Source organism: Bradyrhizobium sp. LLZ17 (assembly GCF_041200145.1).
Classification (GTDB): Bacteria; Pseudomonadota; Alphaproteobacteria; order Rhizobiales; family Xanthobacteraceae; genus Bradyrhizobium.
In genome coordinates this window covers 6,118,135-6,139,033 of the sequence record NZ_CP165734.1, presented here as the reverse complement: position 1 = coordinate 6,139,033, position 20,899 = coordinate 6,118,135, and the positions used below count along the sequence as shown (strand labels likewise).

Sequence of the window (20,899 nt, the reverse complement as noted above, 5' to 3'; positions counted from 1 at the left end):
CACCGCCCTCACCACGTATCGATGCACGGACGCTTCTTCCCTGCACGGGCGGGCGGCTTTGGCACGGACCTCAAGCCCGCCATGATCCAGCGCCGCGTCTCGGCGGGATCGATGACGTTGTCGATCTCGAACACGGACGCGATCGAGACCGCCTTGCCGTTGGCGTAGAGCTCGGCGACCTTGTTGCGGTAGTAGGTCTCGCGTTCGACGGGATCGGCGATCGCCTCCATCTCCTTGCGGAAGCCAAGGCGAACATAGCCTTCGAGCCCCATGCCGCCGAACTCGCCGGTCGGCCAGGCGGCGGTGAAGAACGAGGCGTGGAAGCCGCCGCCGATCATCGACTGCGCGCCCAGCCCATAGCCCTTGCGCAGCACGATGCCGAACAGCGGCACCGTGAGGCTCGCGCCCGTCACGAACATCCGCGAGACATGGCGCACGATTGCGGTTTTTTCTGCTTCCGGCCCCACCATGAAGCCGGGTGTGTCACAGAGCGAGACGATCGGGATATCGAAGGCGTCGCAGAGCTGGAGAAAGCGCGCGGCCTTGTCGCCGGCATCGGCATCGATGGCGCCGCCGAGGTGACGCGGATTGTTGGCGATCAGCCCGAACGGCTTGCCCTCAATGCGGATCAGCGCGGTGATCATGCCGACGCCGTAGTCGCGGCGTAGCTCCAGCACGGAATCCGTGTCCGCGACCAGATGGATCAGGCTGCGGATGTCGTAGACGCGCAGGCGGTTCTCAGGGATGGCACGGCGCAGCAGGCGCTGGTCGGCAGCCTGCCACTCCGACACCGCACCCTGGAAATAGGACAAATATTTCTGCGCTACCCGCGTCGCCTCCACCTCGTCCTCGACTAGGATGTCGATCACCCCATTCGGGGACTGGAACGAGACCGGACCGACCTCGGCCGGATGATAGACCCCGAGTCCGCCGCCCTCGATCATGGCAGGGCCGCCCATGCCGATCGACGCGTTCCTGGTGGCGATGATGACATCGCAACAGCCAAGCATCGCGGCATTGCCGGCGAAGCAATAGCCGGAGACGACACCGATCACGGGCACGAGACCGGAGAGCCTTGCGAACTGCACGAAGGACGGGCCGTCCAGACCGGTCATGCCGAGCCGGTCGGTATCGCCGGGACGACCGCCGCCGCCTTCGGCGTAAAACACCAGCGGCACGCGCCAGTCTTCCGCAAGCGTCAGCATGCGGTCGATCTTCTTGTGGTTCATGTGGCCCTGCGTGCCCGCGAGCACGGTGTAGTCGTAAGCCACCACGATGCAACGCCCACCCTCGGCACCGAACTTGTCGGCATTCACCGTGGCAACGCCCATGACGAGGCCGTCCGCCGGCGTGTTCTTGATGAGGTCGTCGAGCTTGCGCCGGCGGCGCTGCGCCGCGATCGCGAGGCTGCCATATTCCATGAACGAGCCGGCATCGACGAGCTGCGCGACATTCTCGCGCGCAGTGCGCTGGTTGGTGTTGCGGCGCCGCTCGACCGACGCCGGCCGGTTCGCATCGAGCGTGTTGGCCCGGCGCGCGATCAGCTCGGCGAGGTCGGGACGGATGTGATCGAGGTCGACATCGGCTTCCGCCGCCGACGCGTCGGCGGCGACGTCCAGCGGCTCCAGATAAAGTATCGGCTCGCCATGCATCAGCGTGGCACCGTCGCCCGCGAGAAGCTTCGTGACGCGGCCGCCCTGCTCGGCCATGACCAGATGTTCCATCTTCATGGACTCGATCACGGCGAGCTGCTGGCCAGGGCGCACGATCTCGCCCTCCTTCACCTGAATGGTGACGATGGTGCCCTGCAGGGGCGCTGCGACCATCACGGCACCCTCGGGCACCTGCTGCGCGATGTGCGCCTCGGCGGCAGCGCTCCCGCTTCGCTCGGTGGGGGCGAAGTAGAGCGGCTTGGCCGCCCCATCCGCCGCCTCCACGAGCTTGACGATATTGCGGTCGATGAAGTCGGTCGCAATGCGATTGGTCCTGAAATCGGGATGGGCGAGCACCGCCTGGAGAAAGTCGATGTTGGTGAGGACGCCATCGATCCGGAATTCGCGCAACGCGCGCGAGGCCTTGGCGACGACGTCGTGCCAGGCTTCACCCGGCGTATGCACGATGACCTTGGCGAGCAGCAGAATCGAACGCGGCGCTGGTCTTGTATCCGGCATAGCCGAAACTATCGACGCGGATACCGGGCCCTGACGGCGGCTCGAACACGGCCACCACTCCGCCGGTCGGATGGGTCGTGCCGGTCTCGTCCAGCGTTTCCATGTTGACGCGAAGCTGCATGGCATAGCCGCGCGGCTTCGGAATTGCGCTTTGCGCCAGACCGAGCGCGGCCAGCGAGCTGCCTGCGGCGACCGCGAGCTGGGCGCGCACGAGGTCGAGCCCGAGCACCTCTTCCGTCACGGTATGCTCGACCTGGAGCCGCGGATTGGCCTCGATGAAGGCGAAGCTGTCGTCGGCGCCGCCGTCGACCAGGAACTCGAACGTGCCGAGATTGTCGTAAGAGGCCGCCGCCGCGAGCTGTTTCGCCGCCTCGATGATCCGCCCGCGCAACGCATCGCCCAGCGAAGGGCTCGGCGCCACCTCGATCAGCTTCTGGTGGCGGCGCTGGATGGTGCATTCGCGTTCCCAGAGATGAGAGATCGCGCCGTGCCGGTCGCCGATGATCTGCACCTCGATATGGCGCGCTTGCCGGATCAGCCGTTCGGCATAAACGCCGTCGAAGCCGAACGCCGCCTTGGCCTCGGACTGGCAGCGCGCATAAGCCTCCGCGAGATCGGTGGCGTTTTCCACCACGCGCATGCCGCGGCCGCCACCGCCGGCCATCGCCTTGATCATGATGGCAGCGTTGCTGCCGAGCGAAGTGAAGAACGCCGTGATCTCCTCCAGCGACGAGGGGCCGCTGGTTCCGGCAATGATGGGCACGCCGCAACGTTTGGCGAGCTGGCGCGCCGCGACCTTGTCGCCGAACAGTTCAAGTGCCGCGATCTTCGGCCCGACGAAGGCGATGCCGGCGTCGGCGCAGGCCTTCGCGAACGCGGCGTTCTCGCTGAGGAAGCCATAGCCGGGATGAACGGCGTCGCAGCCGGCGCCTTTCGCCGCCTTCACCACGGCGTCGATGTCGAGATAGGCGCGGGCGCCGCGGCCGGGGATTTCGACGGCCTCATCGGCAGCGCGCACGTGCAGCGAAAGCGCGTCATCGGCCGGATGGATCGCAACCGTTGCAATCCCGGCATCGGCCGCCGCGCGCGCGATGCGGATGGCGATCTCGCCGCGGTTGGCGATCAGCAGCTTCTTGAATGACATGCAGCGCTCTCCGTGGCCCCGTAGCCAGGCGCGGGGCGGCAGGTTCGATGATCCTGCTTCTTCACTTTAGCCGCGATCGTCAAGGGAGAGGAAGCGGTCGCAACGACCGCTCCCGCGGGCCGGAATATCAGTCGGCCAATGGCGGTTCGATCAGCCGGATAATCCGCCGTACGGCAGCCCGCGCGGCGGGTACTAGGCCGCCCGTACCCCCGCAACGAAGGTGCTGACCTCGTCCTGCAGCGATTGCAGCTTGTGCGTCAGCCGGCCGCTCGATTGCAGCACCACGCCCGCGGCCCGGCCGGTTTCGGCCGTCGCATCGGTGACCCCCGAGATATTCTGCGAGACCTGGTCGGTGCCGGAGGCCGCCTCCTGCACGCTATGAGCGATGGCCTGCGTGGCGGCGCCCTGCTCCTCGACCGCAGCTGCGATCGACGAGGAGATCTCGTTGACCTCCATGATGGTGCTGCGGATGCTCTCGATGTTGCCGACGACCTGGTTGGTCTCGGTCTGGATCGCCGAAATCTGCGCACCGATCTCTTCGGTCGCCTTGGCGGTCTGGCTCGCCAGCGACTTCACTTCGCTCGCGACCACCGCAAATCCCCGACCGGCTTCGCCCGCACGCGCCGCCTCGATGGTGGCGTTGAGCGCGAGCAGGTTGGTCTGGGAGGCGATCTGGTTGATGAGGTCGATGACCTCGCCGATCTTGTGCGCGGCCGCAGCCAGGCCCTGCACGGTGTCGTTGGTGCGCTGACCGTCGGCGGCCGCCTTGTCGGCCACGGCTGCGGCCTGCGCAACGCGCTGACTGATCTCGGAGATCGAGGATGACAACTCGCCGGCGGCCGAGGCTACGGTCTGCACGTTGCTGGACGCCTGCTGGCACGCGGTGGCGACAAAGCTTGCGCGGTCGGTCGCCTTGTTCGCGGTCTCCGACATGCCTTGCGCCGCCTGTTGCATCTCGCGCGCCTCGTTGAAGACGTCGCGAACCACGGCCTGGACGCTCGCCTCGAATCGGCCGGCGAGATCGGCCATCGTCTTGCGCTTCTCCTCGTCGGCCTTGCGTTTCAGCGCGTCCTGCTCGGTATGCATCTGGCGCACCGCCGACGCGTTGTCCTTGAACACGGCAAGCGCCTTGGCGAGCCCGCCGATCTCGCCACGGCGATCTGTATAGGGCACGTCGAACGCGCTGTCGCCGGCGGCGAGACGCTCGGTCAGCGCGGTGATGTTGGCGAGCGGCCGGGTGACGCTGCGGCCGATCACGAAGGAGCAGCCGAGCACGAGCACGAACACCCCAAGGCACACCAGCGCGAAGGTCATCGCATCCTGGCGGAACACGGCATCGACGTCGTCGAGATAGATGCCGGTGCCGATCAGCCAACCCCAGGGGGCAAAGCCCTTCACGTATGAGATCTTGGCTACCGGCTGCTCGAAGCCAGGCTTCGGCCACAGATAGCTGTAGAAGCCCGCGCCCTGCTTGTTGACGACGTCGACGAACCCGGCGAACAGGCGGTTGCCGGTGGGGTCCTTCATGTCGGAGAGATCCTTGCCGTCAAGCTCGGGCTTGATCGGATGCATGATCATCTTCGCGGCCATGTCGTTGATCCAGAAATACTCGACCTTGTCGTAGCGCAGGCTCTTGATCTCGGCCATCGCGGCGGCCTGGGCCTGCTCGCGCGTGAGCTTTCCTTCGCTTTCCAGCTTCTGGTAATGGGCGAGAATGCCGTAGCCGACGTCGACCATATGCTGCGTCTTGGCCTGGCGATCGGCGACCATCTGCGTACGCAGCGTCGAAAGCGCGATCGGCGCCAGCGCGATCATGCCGAGGAGGCTGATCGCAACGATCAGGACCAGCTTGAAACTGATGCGGGAAAAAATCATCGGTGCTCGCATGAATTGGCAATGCAGATATGCCAGATTATCCCGAACGCCTTAGCAAAGGCTTAAGCATTCGGGTTCCCGAAAACATCGACCGAATTGCGCGACGAGGCGAGCCTTCCAAGATTGACCCGACGCCGTGCGCAAATGTGACGCCGTGGCCTGGCATTATTCCGTGTCCGCCCCCCTTGAGAATTGACCGCTGCAAGGGTCTGATGGGCTACCGAGTAAACCTCCGCCGAGCCGAACCCGGGACCTGAACGGCATGACCATGTCGGTCGAGCAATTGTGGAACCTGCCGGAAACGGCGCTGGTCAGCGCCTATGCGGAGGTGCGACGCCGCTACGCGGAGAAGAAGTTCGAACGCGATACCCAGCGGGCGCGCCTCGAATGGATGCGCGCAAAACTGTTCGTCAACACGCCCGGCATCGTCACCGAGCGCAAGATGGCAGTCGACGTCTCCGAGGAGCTGGCGCGCAAGGGCCAGGAGGTGCGCGAGATGACGCGCGATCTGGACATGCTCAAGATCGAGGTCGACGTGATCGACACGATGATCCGGCTGCACAGCGCGCACGGCACTCCGCCGGTCCATGCGGAAGAGACCGCCGAGAAGCCGGCCGACCCGGAGGGGGAGTGAGATGGCTGCATTCCGGGGAAGCTGCCTGTGCGGCGAGGTTGCATTCGAGATCGTGGGTCCGTTTGACCGCTTCCTCAACTGCCATTGCTCGCGGTGCCGCAAGGCGACCGGGACGGCCCATTCCTGCGAAGTGATCGTGAAGGCAGAGGCACTGCGCTGGCACCGCGGCGAAGCATCCGTCGTGCGCTTCGACTTGCCCAATGCGCGAAGCTTTGCGACCGCGTTCTGCAAGATCTGCGGCAGCCCGATGCCCCACCTGACCCGTAGCGGGCGCGAGGCGATCATCCATGCCGGAGCGTTCGACGAGCCGCTGACCGCGGCACCGGACCGGCACGTGCACTGGACGTCTCGTGCGGCGTGGTATGTGCACGGAGACGGATTGCCGGCGGAGGATTGAAGCCTCGCGCGATTTGAGCGGGCACGTCGGCGTTTGGCGCGAACTGCGCTACCCATCCGCAACGCAGGCCGCCATGATCGCATCGAGTTCGGCCTTCGAGAGCACCCCGAGCTCGGCGATGAAGACGATCCGCGCGCGTGGCACGCCGGCTGCCGGCGCTTCGCCCGGCGCCAGCGTGGCGCGGCCGCCGGCGAATTGAAACACCGTCAGGCGCCCGGGCTGCTCGACGGCCTCGAACAGGCCCTTGGCGCGCGCCAGTTTTGGCGCCAGCCGGCCGATGGCCTGCTGCAAGCGCGGCAGCGAAATGGGCCGCTCCGACGTCCAGCTCAGCGTCTCGAAGCGCTCCTCTGCCGGCCGTTTCGGTCCCGGCTCGCGCGGCAAGGGGACGCGATCGACGTTGGCGGTAAACAGCAGCGCGGAAGGAATCGCGCCGTGTTTCGCGTCGATGACCACGGCAGGGACGCGCAGTGCGCGGATGGAATCGCGCATCCGGGCACCCGCGCCCTCGTCCGCCAGGTCCAGCTTGCTCAGCGCCACGATATCGGCGACGCGCAACTGCGAGCGCATCAGCGCGTCATCCAGAGAGGGCGGCGGCGTTGCCGCGTCGATCACGCAGAGCACCGTCTCCAGCGGCGCCTCGCGCAGGATCACCGGGTCCATCAGATTGCGGACGATATCCGCGGGATCGGCGACGCCGCTGGTCTCAATGACGATGTACTCCGGCTTCGGATCACGCCGCAGCAGCGTCGAGAGCGTGCGCAAGAGATCGCCTTCGAGCGAGCAGCAAATGCAGCCGTTGCTGAGGCTCACCACGCCGTCGCTCGCACCGGCGATCAGCTCGGCATCGATGTTGATCGCGCCGAAATCATTGACCACGGCGGCAATCCGCCGTCCCTCGGCATGCGCCAGCAGATGGTTCACGACCGTGGTCTTGCCCGCCCCCAAAAAGCCCGTCACCAGGAGAATGGGGACTGGCATGGTTCAGCTCTCGACAACGGGCCGGCGCACCGGCTTTCCGGGCCGCGCCGCGGCGTCCAGCACGCCGTCGCTGATCAAGGGCTCGCCGCTCACCACCAGATGCCGCACGCCTTCCGACGGACGGTTCATCGCGGTGAACGTGGCGCGATCGCTGAGCTTCTCGTAATCGAACACGACGATGTCGGCGTCGGCGCCTTGCGCGAGCCTGCCTTTGGCGCGCATCGCGGGTGTGCTTTGCGACAGGATCTCCGCCGGGATCAGCGCGCATTTGCGAATGCCTTCCAGCAGCGACACGGCTTTGCGCTCGCGGATCCATTCGCGGATGAATTTTGTGAAGCAGCCGGCCGAGCGCGGATGCGAGGTGGCATCGTCCGGCAACGGCCAGGAATCGCCGGTGTAGGTCTTGCCGTCCGACGTCGTCCATGGCATTGCGTCGGACGCAATCGCGCCGCCTGGATAGAGCACGGACATGTCGAGGAGGTCGCGGTGATACGCATTGTTCTCGGTGTCGAGGATGTGCCACAGCACCAGCGAGGACGGCTCTTCGGCCTGCGCCTTCAGGAGCTCCTCGCGATCGCTAAAGCGATGGCCGTCGGTGACGCGCTGCACGGAATCGTAACCGGTGCCGTTGCGCTCGACGAACTCCGGATCGCTGAAGAAGGCAGCCGCCAGCACGGTCGAGCCGGTGCCGTAGGGATAGGCCTCGACCGTAATGGGCAAGCCTTGCGCCTGCGCCTTCGCGATCAGCACACGGCAGCGCTCGACGTCGGTCTTGCTCGACGAGTTGAAATGGCAGATGTGCATGTGGGCGCCAGTGGCGCCGGCATAACCGATGAGGCGGATATAGGCCTCCGCCGCGCTCTCGGGATCGACGCGCGACATGTAGGCAACGTGGGTGAAGGTCGGCACGTCCTTCGCCGCGGCGAGCTGGCAGATCGCCGTCAGCTCCTGCACGCCGGCGCCCGGCGCATAGGCGTTGAGGATGCCGATGCCGATGCCGCCCTCGTTCAGGCCGCGCGCGAGGCGTTCGAGAATGCCGGCGACTTCCGCATCGCTCGCCACGTTGTCCATCCAGCGGCGATCGCGCATGGCGTTGCCGAACGCCTCGAGCGAGCTTTCCGCATTGGATCCGGTCATCGCGCCGATGCGCGCAAACGCCCAGTTGGTAGCGGCGCCATAGTTCAGCACGCGGCCGCGCCTCGCCTGGCGCTCATACCAGGAGGCGACCGGCAGCACGCCGGCCTCGAGATCGAGCGTCGTCGTCACCCCGTCGAACGCCTGCATGCGGTCGGCCGGGAGCGATTGGCCATGTGCATGCAGATCGATGAAGCCGGGCGCGACCACGAGCCCGGTGGCGTCGATCACCCGCTCGGCGCCGCCGAGCGAGGAGCCGACGGCGGCAATCTTGCCGTCCACGACCGCGACATCGCCAATGGCGTCCATTCCGCTCGCGGGATCCACCACCCGGCCGCCAGAGATCACCAAACCGCCCATGTCGTCACTCCGAAAAGCTGATGCCAACACCTCCGAAGGCCGGCAGCAGCTTCGGAGGCGGGTTCGGTCGCATAGAGGCAGATTCTGGCAATAACGACCACCTCCGCGGATGCCGATGCAGCATGCTTGCGCGAGAGGTCCGGACCGGGCAGCCAGCCACGGTGCAATGGCCAGTTGCAGCTTCGGTTGGATGTGGCAAGAATTGGCTCTCAGTGAGCGGCGGCGGTGAGCATTCGTACGTCGTGTCGTGGCCGCAAAGTTGCTTTTGACTCGGTTCGCTGGAGGTCCCGATCGTGAATTCGCACAAGGTCGGACGAAACGATCCCTGCCCTTGCGGCAGCGGCAAGAAATTCAAGAAGTGCTGCCTTGACTCGCAAAGGCTGGACGAGCCGTCGGCCGGACGGCTCCAAGCCGTTGCCGAGGATCTTGTCCCCTCAGCGTTCGAGGAAACCGAAGGGGATATCCTGGAGGAAGGAGATATCCTGGAGTACGATCCCTTCGTGGAGCCGGACCCGGATCAGTGGCTTGCGCTGGACGAGCAGGACCGTATCGATGCCGTGGCGGATTACCATCGCCGCGCCGGGATTCACGTTCCACGGGCGGAACTGCACGCTGGCTTTCACGCCGTCGTCGAGACCCAGATTGCCGATGCCGTGTTGCCGGTGCGAAGCACGGTGGAGCGACTGATGGCGGAGGGCCTTGACCGTCATGAAGCCATTCATGCGGTCGGTTCCGTGCTCATCGGACACATGCACGACCTCATGACGAACTTCAGTGCGGGCGACGCGAACCCCAAGACGAGGTCCAACGAGGATTCGAATGTGGCTTATTTCGCCCAACTGGAAGCTCTGACCGCCGAACAGTGGCTTCAGTCCGGCTGAGCCGCGCGGGCGACACGTTGTCGAAATTGGCGCTCCCTAGGGGAATCGAACCCCTGTTTCAGCCTTGAGAGGGCGTGATCTTGGGTCCGCCACAGTCCGTGGACGTTCGCACAAGTTCAACAAAAACAGTTACTTGACGGGCCTGCATTCGTGCACGATCGTCCTTGTGCGCCAACATTTATTTGACGGATATTCGACGATTTAGGACACAGCAGCTAATGGCAAAGACCCTCAGAGAAGCACCAATCACCACCGCGAATGCACGCGCAAAGCTATCCGCCGGCGTGCACTGGCGAAGCCTCGATCCTGATGTTCATCTCGGTTATCGGAAAGGCAGGCGCGGCGGCGTATGGTTGGTGCGCTGGCGAAATGGCTTTGGCTACCGACAGAAGCCGATCGGAACGGCCGATGATGCCATCAAAGAAGGAACGCTGGACTTCAATGCCGCGGTCAAGACGGCGCGAAGAGAGGTCGTAGCCGCGCGCTTGGAGGCGAAGGCCGTGGCCGATGGGCCGGCTGTTACTGTTGGGCTTGCAGCGGAACGCTACGTTGCCGAACGTGACGCCCGGCACAGCAAGCGAGCTGGTCGCCAAATTCGCTCGGACGCCGCGCGGCGGCTTGGTCGGTATCTCCTGGGTCAGCCAGCGCGCGGAAAACAGGGCGTCGTCCCGGCGGCACCATTGGCAGACGTAGCCATACATTTGCTGAAGGAGGCGGACTTGCTCGCGTGGCGCGCCGGCTTGCCAGAAACGTTGAAAGAAACGGCGAAGCAGCGCCTTATCAACGATCTCAAGGCGGCACTCAATCGTGCGTTTACCGCGAACCGGAAGCGCCTTGATCCGGCGTTACCCTCGATAATCAAATATGGACTGAAGGCCGAGCCGGCCGATGACGACGAGAATATCCCACTTGCCCGTGAAAATCAGATCCTCTCGGATCCACAAGTTAGCGCGCTACTCCGGGCTGCACGGAATATTGATGCGTCAGACGGGTGGGAAGGAGACCTGTTCAGGCTCGTCGTTGTGCTTGCGGCCACGGGGGCTCGATTTTCGCAAGTCGCGCGCATGCGTGTCGGGGACTATCAGCGAACGGCGGGCCGCCTTCTGATTCCGGCGTCGCGCAAGGGCAAGGGCAAGTCTGGTAGCGTCCCCGTTCCTGTCGGAAAGGACGTGCTCGATGCGATTGTCCCTGCCGTCAGTGGCCGCGCCGGAGACGAGTTTTTGCTGATGCGCTGGCGGCACACGCAAGTGCCAGGGAGCATCCGGTGGATACGAGCAGACCGAGGGCCGTGGCAAACGGCGAGCGAACTAACGCGCCCCTGGGATGACATCCGCGGCCAGGCTGGAATGTCGCAAGTCATTCCTTATGCGCTCCGACACTCCAGCATCGTCCGCTGCATCCGCCAAGGCCTTCCGATTCGGCTTGTCGCGGCGCTTCATGACACATCCGTTCAGATGATCGAAAAGCATTATGCTCGCTGGATTACCGACGGTTTGGAAGAACTGGTCGCGCGATCTGTTGTTCCTCTTGTGCCGCAAGGTGATGAGAACGTTATTCAGATAAGTGCATAATTGATCGCAGATCGCTCCTGTTGAGCTCTCTTCGGTCTTTACCAGCATACGCCCCGCCTCGGTGCTAAGGCGCCGCATGCGAAGGTACGCCTGAGCAGCTACACTTCGGGAGTACCGCGAGCTCGGTCATCAAGTCACCGCGACAGCCTTCTGCAGAAGGAATTCAAATCGTCCGCGCTCACAAAAAAACTGGATCCACTCACGTAGTTGTGACTTTTTCTTTAGGAATGCCCAAGACCCTCGTCCCAGTCTGACCTCGCGTATCCGCCGGGAGTTTCCCGGTCACACAAGGAAGCGAGATCAACATGGATCCTATTGTACACACCATCCCCGAGACATGTACGCGTGCAAAAGTGGGACGGACTGTCGTCTACGAAGCAATCCGTTCGGGGGCACTCCGCGCAGTGAAACGTGGAAGACGCACGCTGATTCTCGATGAAGATCTGCGGCAGTGGGTTCACTCGTTTCCGCCACTCGAACCGAAGGCCCTGGTCCGTCGCCTCGATAGCAACGGCGCGATATGAGCAACTGCAGTGGTGGAGACGGCGGAGTTACCGCCACGGTAACAGCCAGCCTAGAATCCAGCTCGATACCCACTGCTGCGCTGAGCGCTACGCAAACGACAGCGGGAAGTGGTTCCGGAGCTTTCGTTGGGGCGAGCCAAGCGCCAGCAGGCGATGAGCGATCGTCGACAGCTGCCAGGAACAAGCAGTTCCTCGAGCAAGTTGTCGTCTGGCCTGGAGTGAACAACGCCGGCTGGATCAACCTCCACTGCCATGTTAAGAACACCGACCCGGCGAAGAACGGAGGCAAGGACTTCGTCGTCGGCTGGCCGTACAAGACGGCCGACGAACTGCTGGGCATGGCCGCGTGGGTGCACGGGACCAGGAAGTTCTTCGACAGCTGGTTCTGTACCTCCCAGCAGTCCGAGTGCGCGGTCAGCCCCAAGGGAAAGAACAAAGCTAAAAGGCTGGCGAGTAATGCGACGTGGTTGAAAGCCATCTGGATTGACGTCGACGTCAAGGCGAAGCCCGCTGACTGGGACGCCAAAAACCCCGGCAAGCCATGGACCCATTACGAGACGGTGGCGGAGGCGTGGGCCGCCGTCGGCGTCTTCCGTGCTGCGGTCGGGCTTCCGATGCCGAGCGCTGTGGTGCACTCCGGATCCGGAATGCACCTCTACTGGGTCAGCACCACGCCGCTTTCCCCGCAGGACTGGCGTCCCTACGCCGAAGGTCTCAAGGGCCTTCTGCTTCGCGAGGGTGTGAAATGCGATGCCGGCCTCACGACCGATCCTGCCCGCCTTCTTCGTGTCCCGGGTACGCTGAACCATAAATACGAGCCCCCGAGAGAGGTAAAGCTGATCCACCTAGGACGGATGTACGACTTCGCGACGGCGCTCGCTGTTCTTCCCAACGCTGCATCGGGGACAGCAACAGCACCATCCCACTCCTTGGTCCCGGCGGGCGAGGCGGAGGGCAAGGCGGGCCGGTGGTTCGCAGAACTCGCTGCCGACAAGCAAAGCGAAGTCGTGCGCCATGCGGCTCGCCACATCGCCAGGAACTCCAAGCTATTCGAGCTGACGGCCAACGGCGGCAGCTACGATACCTACTTGAAAGTGGCTCTCGCTCTTGCCCGCAGCGGCGTGGAAGACGCCAAAGATATCTTTGTGGAGGTGGCGTCGACCGCAAAAGGCGCAGACTCCGAGGACAGCCTACGACAGTTCTTTGATGGTTGCCGGAGTGCCGAACCCCGGCAGGATGGCGTAACGATCGGGACGCTGCTGCATCTCGCCACTGAATCCGGAGCCGACTTTGCACCCTGGAAGCAGGTCGCAGATGCCTGCGACACCAAAATCGCGGTGTACGTACCGGGGAATGAGGGGGAGTGTCGTAACCGCCTTGATGCCGTGGTGGCGAACGATCCCAACACCTTCACCTTGGGTGATCCGACGGGCCCGCTGGTGATCCTACGAAAGCCAGAACGGGACGCACTGCCATCCGGCACGCAATGGGACGGCGACTTACCCGCCACGACGCTCGCGACATCAGCAGATATCAATGAGCGGGCTGAACGGCTTATCTGGAAGCAGCGTACGGGCGGCAGGGGCGAAGGTCTGCTAACGCACACCCATCCTCCGCGGGGCTTCGTCGGTGACTACCTGGCGCAAATGCGCGGTCGGTATGGCGCGCGACCATTGCGTGGCATCGTGCGCGTGCCACGCATCGACGAAAACGGCGACGTTCATTCGCTCCAGGGCTACGACCCCGTGACCGGGTTATTCCACGACAGAGTTCCTAGTCTCGCGATTTCGCCGGCGCCGACGAGGGATCAGGTCAAAAGAGCGGCAGACGCGTTGTTGCTGGCCTTCTCCCAATATCGGTTCGATGACGCGGCTGAAGGCAAAGCACTCCTGCTTGCCGCCATCTTTACAGTACTGGAGAGACCTTTCCTGCCGGTGGCGCCAATGTTCGTCGTGCGCAGCTCGATGCCCGCGACGGGCAAGGGAAAGCTCGCGCGCGCGCTCGTCCTGTTGGGCTTTGACACCGCGCCCGTTGTTGTCACCTGGGGCGGCAGCGGCGAGGAGTTCGAGAAGCGCCTCACAGCCATTCTGCTACAGGCGCCGGCCGCCCTGATGATCGACAACGCCAACGGGATGCAAATTAAAGGCGACCTATTGGAAAGCGTGATTACCGAAGGAAGGGCGGGCATTCGCCCGCTTGGGTACTCGGACTTTGTCAAGCTGCGAAATCGCTCGTTCATCACCCTGACCGGCAACAACCCAATCATCACTGGTGACATGGCGCGCAGGGCGATACCGCTCGACATCTTGCCCAGGTCAGCAGACCCAGAACAGGACCGCTACAAGTTCGATCCGGTGAAGTTCATCCAGCGGCACCGCATCGCTCTCTTGGGTGCAGCGTTCACCATCATGCGGGCGTTTCGCCTCGAGGGCATGCCGTCGCAGGGCTTGCCGGCGGTAGGGTCGTTCGACGAATGGGCAACCAGGGTCCGCGATCTCGTCTACTGGCTCACCAACTATGACGTGAGCGTGGTGTTCCGTCAGAACAAGGCGGAGGACCCGCGGCGGCAGGCGGACGCAGCGCTGCTTGCTGCTCTGCACCAGCATTTTGGCGCAACGCCGTTCAAGGCTGCCGAGGCAACCGCGGTTCATAAGAAGGTGGAAGACGCCCGCCGCTCAACGGCGTCCATCCAGCTAACAGCGTCGGAGCAGGCGCTGCATGATGCACTCGATGACGCACTCGGGAGCAAGGGCGTCAATCCAAAGCTGTTCGGCTATTGCGCCCGCCGCCTTAAGGGGGCTCACAACGGCGGCTTCATCCTGGAAGTCGAGCACGACCCGGCAACAAACTCCAACCTGATCACCATCCTGCCTGACGTAGTGGCGGTCGCTCCGGGAAGTCCGGGAAGATCGGGAAGTTTTAAGCCTTAACATGAGGATCAAACATCAAAAGATGTTGTTGCATATTGATCAGTATCTAGGAGGCAGGATCTTCCCGATCTTCCCGGACTTGCCGGCGCGCTGCAACGGTACGCGCGGCAACGATACGCGCGGCAAACGCCGCCACCTTGTCATTGCCGAGGCGATATCAGGCCGGCTTCATCCGGTTGATCAGCAACCGGTTGCCGTCCATCGCTACGTGGTAGTGCCGGCGGCCGAGTGCATTAGCCTCCGGAAGCGTCACAGATTGACGGCCATGAGGCCCCCCTATCACCGGGAGACACGCATGTCCTTTCTTGAAAAAATCGCTAGGGCGAGTGGGAAGCTCGATGCTCGCCCTGCCGACCCTTGGCGGAAGATCATTGCCGAGGCTGTCGATGACGTCGACGCCATGAGCTCCGCCGCACTCCTCAATCTCGTGGGCGCGCGCCCCAGCACCGGCAACGCACGCCGGCTCGCCGCGATCATGCGGGACCTGAAGTTCATCCCGATCCAGTCGCGCCGTCTGATGCCTGGGGGTTCCGCGACACGGTCACCCGGGGGTGGGCACGCCCTATCCGATCGTTTCCAACAGCTAACAAGGTGGAAAGGTAACGCTATGCTCGCACCATCAATCCATATTGGCACATCGTACCCTGGCCATCCTGACGCACCGCGGAAAGATTGGGACAGCTTTTCACGCCAGCTCTCCCCTTACTTCAGCGAAGCTATCAGCAGAGAAGATATTGAGCTGCCATATTGGCTGCTTCCTCTAGCGCGGGGCGTTATCCTAGCCAGTCCCGTGCTTCTTGGCGTAACAGGTTACAAGAAGACACGAGCGATACCTCACGGATGGCAAAAAATCCGGCAGGATGTGTATCAGCTGTCGGTCGGCAAAACGCGACTACGGGTTCGCCCTACAAACGACCGCCGGGGATGGATCATCTCAAGATGGCCCCCTGGGATCTCCATGCACTCGGACGCGGAAAGTGAGACACTCGCCCATAGATTTGGAGCAACGCCGCTCGTCACCAGTGATCTGAACGAAGCGTTGCACCTGGCTTATTGGTTTGAAGTCAACCATCAGGGTTTCAATGTTCATTGGGTTGAGGTGAGCCCCAGATGCCCAATCGTTCTCCTTGCCTTCGCCATGCAGCGCGCCAACCGCGAAGGTACAAAGCTCAGCTGGAACGACCTACGAGTTTCCAACGCTCATTCTCGAAGAATGAAAAGGCGGCAAACCAATCAGAGGCATGCGCCGTTGTTACCGCCGGTCGCTGTTAGACTAGCGCTACAGTATTTGTCCCCCGCGCGCTGGGGCACTGCGCCGCCGACTTTCCACTAGATCTCTTGATCCAAGCATAGCAAGCGCCGAGCCGCCGCTTGCTAACCATTTCACTCGCGGCTCGGGAACCTACAATGACAAAGTCAAAGAAAATTCGACGGACCAAGCTCGACTATATTGAAGCTCTCTCTCAGAAGCGGGACATGGCACTCGAACGTGTAGTCATGCTTTGGGAGAAAGGCGAGGACGGAGAAGAGATGAACAACGCTCTTGATATTCTCGCCATCGCCCATACTGCCGCGACGTTCGATCACGTTGGCGGACCACACAAGTGGTAAATGCTATGGTCGCAGCCGCCATTGAGGCGGCTGCGACGCACAGTTAACCGCAGAGCGTTCAACGGCGAGTCGGAAGTGGCCCCAGAAGGATACGAAGTATTGCAATCGCCCAGCGACGCGTGGCACCTCCGGCTGCAGCGCGTGCGGGACAAACGCGCCTTCGCCCCGGAACACAGCGGCGTAGAAGTAGCAGCGCGATCGTACTATCCGCGCCTGTCGGCACCCCGGGACTTTGCCGGCTGAGCTTGGCTGGGCGCCGGTGCGCGAGCGGCTTCACGCGCGTTGGCCACAAGGAGCAAGCTCGCGACGGCTACATGCGCACTCACCGAGCGACTAGGGAAACGAGAATTGATCGGCACGAGAGTACAACCCAAACGCCAGATTGCCGCAGTAACTATAGTCTGCAATTCGTATCACACGAGCCATTGCCCTGCTCTTGCGCCATCCCAAGTTACTGATGAGCAGGTGTCGAGCCGCCACTGCTGCCCTCGTGTCGGCGCCGCATTAGAGAGGAGAATACCATGGATATCGAAAGTGCTAAAGCGAGCGAAGCCAAGAAACTATCGAGGTTTTGCGGGCGCAAGGAAGCAGAGGTACCCAACGGTTGGTTTAGGCATGCAAATCGCGTTCTGCTTGCCGCCGAAGATCCGATCGCAGCAGCTTACGGTTCTCCGTCGTCGTCAAATCGCTGGCATATGACGATCGATGGCTTCGGCCGCCGAACCGAAGATAAGAAGTACTCTTTCACGGTTATACAGGTCGGCCGCTATTGGTATGTTCTGCGAAGGCAAACAGGTTGCTCAAAAATCTACCTGGAGGTTTTGGCTGTGGCTTTTGGGCGCGCACCAATTTGTGCCAAGACCGCCGAAGACGCCAGAAAGTTAGCGGACCACTGCTATCCAAGTTCAGGTTTGAAACTACCGGTAATTTGGATCCCGTGGCTCGATAAGAATATCGTCCCGCTGGTGTGAAGGTGACAAGGTGCAAGGAGTGGTGAGCTTGGCCCGCACTGCCACAGCGCAATTATACGATTTCATCCCGCATGACGACACGGAAAGTGTCCTGACTTCTATCTGCGTTCGGCCGCAGAAATCCAGATTGCCGGTCCCGCTAGACGGCTTGATCTACGACATCAGGCAGCTCAAGCACGAAGCTGTGGATCCCTTGTCGCTCTCCCGTCGCAAAGCCCTTTAGTCGCGAAGCACTCGTGTTCGTATTTGGCTCAACTCCTGTCGTGACACGCGATTGTCGAGAGGCCATTCAGATGGCACGAACTTGCGCGGGGACTGCCCCGGATCAACAAAAAGGTGACGGAGCTTCGGAATTCCTTGACTTTCCCGGCCCCGAGCTTCTGCTATATTATCCCGTCAAGATATCGTTTTGGTTGCAGAGATTTGCGTCGAATGCCGAGCTCGCGCCAGCAAAGCGGTCGATTGGTGATAACCGTACACGGCATTCGCACGTTCGGACATTGGCAGGAGCGACTTGAGGCCCTGGTTCGACGCTCGACCGGCAATGTCGTATTTGCAAATTATAAGTACGGCTACTTTTCCGTCGTCGCGTTCATCATTCCATTTTTTAGATCGCTTGTGGTACGGAAATTTCGTGCCGACCTCATCAGCATGGCCGGCCGATCAGAATGGACGCGCATTGATCTTGTCGGCCACAGTTTCGGTACTCATATCATCGCGTGGGCAGTCGCCGGACTTCCGCCATCGGTAAAATTATCGATCCACACCGTCATACTATCTGGAAGTGTCTTGCGGGCCGGATTTCCTTGGCGAGACCTAATTGGTAATCGCGTCGGGCGTGTCGTGAACGACTGTGGAACACGAGATAACATCTTACTGCTGAGCCAATTCTTTATCCTGTTCACGGGCATGGCTGGACGTACCGGCTTTAGCGGACTTACCGGCGACGTTTTTCGAAATCGATATTCGGTCTTCGGTCATAGCGGCTATTTCCAGGATGGTAAGGGCATCGCTTCCGACACTTATATGCGGGAACATTGGCTGCCCCTGCTGCTGTCAGACGATGGAATCCCGGAGTTTGACTATCGAGATACGTCGGCGATCGAGGGCTTGATTACGACGCTGGCAAACAATAGCGAGCCGATCAAACTGTCTTTCTATTTAATCCCGCTTATTGCGTTTACGCTCTGGATATCTGGACTCTACCTGAATGCGGAGCGCCAGCGCCTTGAAGCCGAACGTCAGCGGGACCTCGCTTACGCAGCCGAATCACGCATCCTTGCTGACCTTGCCAAACAAGTGGGTCACCACGACCCCACGACGGCCGCCCTGATTGCAATGGAGGGGCTGCCGGATGCGTCGATCGGCAGGCAGCGCCCTTTGATTCCCGTTGCCGAAAGGCAGCTGTATGACGCGTACGCATCCTTCAGAGAATTATTTCTGCTGCACGGCCCCACTGCTGCCAACGAACTCATTGGCTTGGGGAACAGACGTATCCTCGTCAAGTTCGCTGACAATTCTGCTGCTGTTTGGCGAATTGACTTTCCTGAGCCGCATCGGCTGCTTTCGACCGGTCCTGGTGATGCAGACAGCTTTGTGGTCGGCAAAGAGACAGCCCGGCTGATTACGTTCTCGCACGAAAACGTCATGAGAGTATGGGACACCGAAACCGGTCAGGCGATCAAAACAGTCGCTGGTATCCGACGAGACGGATATAGCCTGAATAACAGTGGGAGCCGCCTCGCGACCGTATCTGAGACGAACGACGGCGACATCTGGGATGCGGTGAGTGGCGACCATCTGGTTAGATTAGAAGGACAGACGCGTGGATTTCATATCCCAGCCTTCGACCCTCAATCGCACTCCATCGTTGGGCTTGAGAACGATGGGCTATCGATATGGAACGTCGAGAACGGCGCTAAACGGCTCAGCATTCAAGGGGCGTTCAACGATGCGCGCTTCGTCGACAATGGGACCCAAATTTTGAGTGAGATATCCCATAAGCCAGCAAACGACTTTGAAAGGGCAAACGAAGATCGTGTCACATCCAGCGTCGCTCTCTTGGACGCAAGAACGGGAAAGCAAGCATCATTGGTCGCTGCTAGTCGGCCGACAAACACAATTTTCGCCGTGAGCAAAGAGGGATCCAGAGCTGTCATTCTGCACGAAGCAGTGAGCAAGTGGACTCACGATGACGAGGGAGAATACGATTTGTGCGACATAAAGGCTCCAATTCCGCCTCTCGCAACTCTCGAAGACTTCTCGGGTCTGCTTTTAGATAATACCGGGCCAAATAAATTGAGAACTGTCGTCTTAAGCTCGGGCAGTGAACGCATCGCCGCTCTGGATGGACAAGGGAGAGCTACACTTTTCGACTGGTCCGGCAGAGCCATCAGTTCGTTTGCGGCTTCCGAATTGAAATTCGATCAAAAACTCAAATGGCTGCTCATCGTAGGCGCCTCAAAGTGGGTGGCTATAGACGCCATCACAGGTACTGAAGTCTCGTCGATCTTCGTCGGCAATTCCGACGCGATCAGTTCCGACATCGATGACGAGTTTCTCTATACGGTGCATCTCGACGGCACCATTCGAGTTTGGAACTACAGAATCCTGCCGTCTGAATTCTCAATTGATGCGCAAAAAGATGGTGGCGAAACTGACATCTCCCAGATCCAGTTCGGTCCGAATGGTGCCACCGTTGCAACTGCTAAGTCACCGCTATTCCCAATTCGAAATTCGATCCAACCCGGCTCTAGCGGCAGTGTCTCGGTGTGGGATACTCGGACGGGAAAGCAGCTAGCGTCTCTCGGTATCGACCCATATTTGGGGAAGTTCCCATCCTCTAACTATATGGGAATCGCGTACAGCTCCGATGGGAACAGACTTCTCGTCGAGCTACCAAACGGAGACAAAGTTGTCTGGGACTGGAAAACAGAAGCGACTCGGAACGTCACTATCAACGACAATCTAGGTCAGTACGGCTCTTTGCGCGCCGCGGATTTTTCGCACCCGGAAACGCCGAGACTCACTGTCGGGGTCGATGAAGAGGGGCTGGTCGTTCGCAGCGAGAACGGCGGAAGACTCCTATCGGAGCCTGGCAAGCCCATGTAATAGCGGCGTCGGCTATCTCGCCCGACAGTCATCGGCTAGCGGTAGCAAGCGGCGGTTCAATTGTAAGATTTTTTGATCTCGTTCCCAGCTCTGCTTCGCTCGTACAGTCCGCCAAGGCCGCCTTACCACGTTGTCTCACGTCATCCGAGAGAACAAGATATCTTCTACCGCCTGTTCCGCCGCGCTGGTGCATTACGGGGGTGGGGCGCGAAAGCGAAACGGATAGCTCAAAATGGAGGCCGCTTTGGCCGTACGATAAACCCGCTTATCAAGAATGGCTCAAGAGGACGGACCAAACTCGGTCTGAGCGTGCTTCTTCATGGAACAGGCTGCGGAGTCGGTTATTAGTTCGCGGGAATGAAGAGGTGTTGCCCTTCCCTGCAAGCTCAGAGGCACAGCGGTAGCTGCCTAACTCCCACGCACGGGAATTGGCGGGAAATGAATCAGTGTGACCGCATGAAAGAGCTCCAAAGTTCGAATGTTATCCGCTGGCGAGAGCAATGCGCGCCGTATGTGAAGGGGCTGTCAAGCCACGCCGCATCCGTGTGCACAGCCGGAAATTCGTTCTCATGATGGGCCTTCCCCAGGCTGCCCCAACGGTCCAAGG

12 protein-coding genes, 1 tRNA gene and 1 pseudogene are annotated in these 20,899 nt (G+C 61.5%); 9 read left to right on the top strand and 5 right to left on the bottom strand.

Annotated elements, in window-relative coordinates:
- Nucleotides 1-8: 8 nt before the first annotated feature.
- Both AB8Z38_RS29500 and AB8Z38_RS29495 read right to left on the bottom strand, forming a co-directional pair.
- Nucleotides 9-3,315: pseudogene (locus tag AB8Z38_RS29500) on the bottom strand (carboxyl transferase domain-containing protein).
- A 192-nt stretch (nt 3,316-3,507) separates the two neighbouring features.
- Nucleotides 3,508-5,190 (bottom strand): methyl-accepting chemotaxis protein, encoded by a 1,683-nt coding sequence (locus tag AB8Z38_RS29495; RefSeq protein ID WP_369721174.1) that lies wholly within the window; start codon nt 5,188-5,190, stop codon nt 3,508-3,510.
- Between the two features lie 262 nt (nt 5,191-5,452).
- Here AB8Z38_RS29495 and AB8Z38_RS29490 point away from each other — a divergent pair, with 262 nt between their 5' ends.
- Entirely contained in the window at nt 5,453-5,824 is a 372-nt protein-coding gene (locus tag AB8Z38_RS29490) for a hypothetical protein (RefSeq protein WP_369721173.1), read from the top strand.
- Nucleotide 5,825: 1 nt separating this feature from the next.
- Nucleotides 5,826-6,221, top strand: a complete 396-nt coding sequence (locus AB8Z38_RS29485; RefSeq protein ID WP_369721172.1) for a GFA family protein — start codon at nt 5,826-5,828, stop codon at nt 6,219-6,221.
- A gap of 48 nt (nt 6,222-6,269) precedes the next feature.
- Here the strand turns inward: AB8Z38_RS29485 and AB8Z38_RS29480 are convergent, their stop codons facing one another.
- The gene (locus AB8Z38_RS29480) at nt 6,270-7,199 is read right to left on the bottom strand and encodes a GTP-binding protein (RefSeq protein ID WP_369721171.1); all 930 of its coding nucleotides are present in this window, start codon (nt 7,197-7,199) and stop codon (nt 6,270-6,272) included.
- A gap of 3 nt (nt 7,200-7,202) precedes the next feature.
- A complete protein-coding gene (locus tag AB8Z38_RS29475; protein WP_369721170.1) occupies nt 7,203-8,693 on the bottom strand; it encodes an amidohydrolase family protein in 1,491 nt (496 codons plus the stop codon).
- Nucleotides 8,694-8,986: 293 nt separating this feature from the next.
- Between AB8Z38_RS29475 and AB8Z38_RS29470 the strand changes: the two genes are divergently transcribed.
- A complete protein-coding gene (locus AB8Z38_RS29470; RefSeq protein ID WP_369721169.1) occupies nt 8,987-9,574 on the top strand; it encodes a YecA family protein in 588 nt (195 codons plus the stop codon).
- A 27-nt stretch (nt 9,575-9,601) separates the two neighbouring features.
- Here AB8Z38_RS29470 and AB8Z38_RS29465 read toward each other — a convergent pair.
- Nucleotides 9,602-9,670 (bottom strand) — tRNA-Glu (locus AB8Z38_RS29465).
- A gap of 122 nt (nt 9,671-9,792) precedes the next feature.
- Here AB8Z38_RS29465 and AB8Z38_RS29460 point away from each other — a divergent pair.
- The 6 genes from AB8Z38_RS29460 (at nt 9,793) to AB8Z38_RS29435 (ending at nt 20,292) form a co-directional block, all read left to right on the top strand.
- Nucleotides 9,793-11,145, top strand: coding sequence for a tyrosine-type recombinase/integrase (locus tag AB8Z38_RS29460; protein ID WP_369721168.1), 1,353 nt, complete (start codon nt 9,793-9,795; stop codon nt 11,143-11,145).
- 305 nt (nt 11,146-11,450) lie between these two features.
- Nucleotides 11,451-11,669, top strand: a complete 219-nt coding sequence (locus AB8Z38_RS29455; RefSeq protein WP_369721167.1) for a helix-turn-helix domain-containing protein — start codon at nt 11,451-11,453, stop codon at nt 11,667-11,669.
- 218 nt (nt 11,670-11,887) lie between these two features.
- A complete protein-coding gene (locus AB8Z38_RS29450; protein WP_369721166.1) occupies nt 11,888-14,599 on the top strand; it encodes a PriCT-2 domain-containing protein in 2,712 nt (903 codons plus the stop codon).
- A gap of 1,407 nt (nt 14,600-16,006) precedes the next feature.
- Nucleotides 16,007-16,210: a hypothetical protein gene (locus AB8Z38_RS29445; protein ID WP_369721165.1), complete on the top strand. Its 204-nt coding sequence runs from the start codon at nt 16,007-16,009 to the stop codon at nt 16,208-16,210.
- Between the two features lie 521 nt (nt 16,211-16,731).
- Nucleotides 16,732-17,181 (top strand): hypothetical protein, encoded by a 450-nt coding sequence (locus AB8Z38_RS29440; protein ID WP_369721164.1) that lies wholly within the window; start codon nt 16,732-16,734, stop codon nt 17,179-17,181.
- Nucleotides 17,182-17,538: 357 nt separating this feature from the next.
- A complete protein-coding gene (locus AB8Z38_RS29435) occupies nt 17,539-20,292 on the top strand; it encodes a WD40 repeat domain-containing protein (protein ID WP_369721163.1) in 2,754 nt (917 codons plus the stop codon).
- Nucleotides 20,293-20,899: the final 607 nt, after the last annotated feature.

Coding starts and splice junctions, on each gene's coding strand:
- AB8Z38_RS29495 (WP_369721174.1), bottom strand. CDS start 5,190: ATGATTTTTTCCCGCATCAGTTTCAAGCTGGTCCTGATCGTTGCGATC.
- AB8Z38_RS29490 (WP_369721173.1), top strand. CDS start 5,453: ATGACCATGTCGGTCGAGCAATTGTGGAACCTGCCGGAAACGGCGCTG.
- AB8Z38_RS29485 (WP_369721172.1), top strand. CDS start 5,826: ATGGCTGCATTCCGGGGAAGCTGCCTGTGCGGCGAGGTTGCATTCGAG.
- AB8Z38_RS29480 (WP_369721171.1), bottom strand. CDS start 7,199: ATGCCAGTCCCCATTCTCCTGGTGACGGGCTTTTTGGGGGCGGGCAAG.
- AB8Z38_RS29475 (WP_369721170.1), bottom strand. CDS start 8,693: ATGGGCGGTTTGGTGATCTCTGGCGGCCGGGTGGTGGATCCCGCGAGC.
- AB8Z38_RS29460 (WP_369721168.1), top strand. CDS start 9,793: ATGGCAAAGACCCTCAGAGAAGCACCAATCACCACCGCGAATGCACGC.
- AB8Z38_RS29455 (WP_369721167.1), top strand. CDS start 11,451: ATGGATCCTATTGTACACACCATCCCCGAGACATGTACGCGTGCAAAA.
- AB8Z38_RS29445 (WP_369721165.1), top strand. CDS start 16,007: ATGACAAAGTCAAAGAAAATTCGACGGACCAAGCTCGACTATATTGAA.
- AB8Z38_RS29440 (WP_369721164.1), top strand. CDS start 16,732: ATGGATATCGAAAGTGCTAAAGCGAGCGAAGCCAAGAAACTATCGAGG.